At 72.9% G+C, this 2,835-nt stretch carries 4 protein-coding genes; 3 read left to right on the forward strand and 1 reads right to left on the reverse strand.

Going from position 1 to position 2,835, the window contains the following annotated elements:
• The coding region (locus AC1DY2_RS18190; protein ID WP_476763688.1) for an aminotransferase-like domain-containing protein at positions 1-1,059 on the reverse strand (1,059 nt) is incomplete at its 3' end.
• A 45-nt stretch (positions 1,060-1,104) separates the two neighbouring features.
• On the opposite strand from AC1DY2_RS18190, the gene AC1DY2_RS18195 reads away from it, so the two are divergent.
• The 3 genes from AC1DY2_RS18195 to AC1DY2_RS18205 form a co-directional block, all read left to right on the forward strand.
• The gene (locus AC1DY2_RS18195) at positions 1,105-1,596 is read left to right on the forward strand and encodes a carboxymuconolactone decarboxylase family protein (protein WP_476763689.1); all 492 of its coding nucleotides are present in this window, start codon (positions 1,105-1,107) and stop codon (positions 1,594-1,596) included.
• A gap of 114 nt (positions 1,597-1,710) precedes the next feature.
• Positions 1,711-2,334 carry a flavodoxin family protein gene (locus AC1DY2_RS18200; protein WP_476763690.1) on the forward strand — a complete coding sequence of 208 codons (624 nt, stop codon included), beginning with the start codon at positions 1,711-1,713 and terminating at the stop codon, positions 2,332-2,334.
• Positions 2,335-2,382: 48 nt separating this feature from the next.
• A partial coding sequence (locus AC1DY2_RS18205; RefSeq protein ID WP_476763691.1) for a VOC family protein occupies positions 2,383-2,835 on the forward strand: 453 nt, incomplete at its 3' end.

Raw genomic sequence — 2,835 nt, forward strand, 5'->3', positions numbered from 1 at the left:
GTGCGAGGCGATGAACCGCTCGAGGGTCCGCTGGTTCAGCACGTCTGAGGCGGCGCCCGTGAGCCGCCGTTGCGCCGAGATCGGCGCGAGCAGGCGCTCGGGCACCACCGCCCACGCGAGGCCCACAGCGGGTGCGAGGCTCTTCGACGCGGTGCCGGCGTAGAGCACGTGGCGGGGCGCGAGCGCCTGGAGCGCGCCCACCGCACGTCGGTCGTAGCGGAACTCGCCGTCGTRGTCGTCCTCGATCACGAGCCCACCGGTGCGCTCGGCCCACTCCGCCACCGCGCGCCGCCGGGCTGGGCTGAGCGGAACACCGACGGGGAACTGGTGCGCGGCGGTGAGGAGCACCGCGTCCACGTCGCCCAGTTCCTCGATCACGGCGCCGCCCGCGTCGACCCGCACCGGCACGGGTGCGAGCCCCGCCGCGCGCACGATCTCGCGGTGCGCCTCGTGGCCGACCTCCTCGACGGCGATGCGTCGCGCGCCCTCGGCCGCGAGCGCCCGGCACGTCAGGCCCAGGAGCTCCCCGAATCCCCGGGTCACGATCGTGCGATCGGCGGTCGCGGCCACGCCGCGCACGCGGCCGAGGTACTCCGCAAGCGACGCACGCAGCGCCAGGGTGCCGCGATCGGGCGCGTAGCCCAGTTCGGCCGCCGGCGCGTTCAGCACGGCATACCTCGCAGCGGCGGCCCATGCGCGACGGGGGAACGACGAGGCATCCGGGATGCCGCCCCGCAGGTCGAGGCGAGCGCGCGGCGCCGTCGCGGCATCCGTGGCGTGGGCGGTCGGCTCGGCGGCACGTCGGCTCACCCACGTGCCCGCGCCGACGCGAGCCTCGAGCCAACCCTCGGCGGTGAGCTGCGCGTAGACGTCGGCGATGCTGTTGCGCGCGATGCCGAGGTCGGCGGCGAGCGTGCGCGACGCGGGGAGCCTGGTGCCCGAGGCGAGACGGCCCTCGGTGATCGCCGATCGGAGCCCGTGCTCGAGCGCTGCCGCCCGCCCACCCGCGCCGAGCTCGAGGTGCAGGTCGAGGCCCGGAATGGCCCATGTTCGATCCATGGAATTGGACTGTAGCAGTGGGCCGTTCCTTCGTAGCGTTGAGCCATGACCTTAACCGACTCGCTCGTCGACATCCCCGTCCGCCTCGACTTCGACCAGCTCGTGCCCCGCTTCTCGCGGGCCGTCGCCTCGCTCGACCACGCCGCCACCGGTGAGCTCGACCGCGCCGGGGTGGATCCGGCGCTCCGCGAGCTCGTGCGACTGCGAGCATCGCAACTCAACGGCTGCGCCTACTGCGTCGACCAGCACGCGAACGACGGCCGCGCGGCGGGGGTCACCGACCAGAAGCTCCACGCCGTCGCGATCTGGCGCGACTCCGGCCTCTTCACCGCCGCCGAGCGGTCGGCACTGGAACTGACCGAATCCGTCACCCGGCTCTCGGAGACGCACGTGCCCGACGCCGTCGTCGACCACGCTCGGGCCGTGCTCGGCGAGGAGCAGCTCGCCGCCCTGCTCTCGCTCATCGTCGCGATCAACGCCTGGAACATGATCGGCGTCACGACGCGCTGCTGGCCGGTGCACCGCACCGCCGGCTGAGCCGCCCCGCACCCCGCCTGTGCCGCATCCGCACCTCGGCCGCATCGTGTCAAGCCGCTACCATGCCCGCCGGTACGCCGATAGGAACGGAAGGGACGACACGAAGGGCAGCACATGCGCATCACCGACCAGACCGTCCTCCTCCTCAACTGCACGCTGAAGCACGCCCCCGAGGAGTCCAGCTGCCAGCTCATGGCCGAACAGCTCCTCGGGGGCTTCGCGGGTCGCGGAGCCGACGGCGACATCGTGCGGGTCGTCGACCTCGATGTCGCCCCGGGCGTGGAGGCCGACATGGGCGAGGGTGACGCCTGGCCCGCGCTTCGCGCGCGCATCATGGACGCCGACATCCTCGTCATCATCACGCCCACCTGGCTCGGCCACATGTCGAGCGTCGCCCAGCGGGTGCTCGAGCGGCTCGACGCCGAGCTCTCCGCGTTCGACGACGAGGGCCGGCCGATCCTGTTCGGCCATGTCGCGGCGACCGCGGTGCTCGGCAACGAGGACGGGGCGCACAAGATCACGGCCGACCTCCACCAGGCGCTGAACGACGTCGGGTTCACGGTGCCGGCGCAGGGGGGCACCTACTGGAACGGCGCCGCCATGGAGACGACCGACTACAAGGACCTGGGCGAGACGCCGCCCGCCGTGCTCCAGGCGAACGCCACGCTCGTGGCGAACGCGGTGCATCTCGCGCGCGTGCTGTCGGAGCATCCGTACCCGGTCGTCCCAAGCAGCTGATCGCCGTCGCGGGTCGCGCGATCGGTGCCATCCTGCGAGGATGCGGCCATGACGGATGCTCCAGCACGCCCGGTCCTGCAACTCCGCGTCGTCGTCGAGGCGAGCGACTACGACGCGGCGGTCGCGTTCTACCGCGACACCCTCGGCCTGCCCGAGTACCTCGCGTTCGCGGAGGGCGGCGACGAGCGCGTCGTCATCCTCGATGCCGGGCGTGCGACCCTCGAGATCGCGAACCCGGCGCACAAGCGCGCGATCGACCGCATCGAGGCGGGCGGCGCTGAGAGCCCGCACATCCGCCTCGCCTTCGAGGTCGAGGACGCGGCGGGGATGACCCGACGTCTCGAGGGCGGCGGCGCGCGCGTCATCGCCGAACCGGTCGTCACGCCGTGGCAGTCACTGAACTCCCGACTCGACGCCCCGGCCGGCGTGCAGGTCACGCTCTTCCAGGAACTCCTCGAGTCGGGCGAGCGCGCCGTGCTCGACGGCTTCGCGACCGACGAC

Source organism: Agromyces sp. P1_H4 (genome assembly GCF_056405255.1).

Coding starts and splice junctions, on each gene's coding strand:
- AC1DY2_RS18195 (WP_476763689.1), top strand. CDS start 1,105: ATGACCTTAACCGACTCGCTCGTCGACATCCCCGTCCGCCTCGACTTC.
- AC1DY2_RS18200 (WP_476763690.1), top strand. CDS start 1,711: ATGCGCATCACCGACCAGACCGTCCTCCTCCTCAACTGCACGCTGAAG.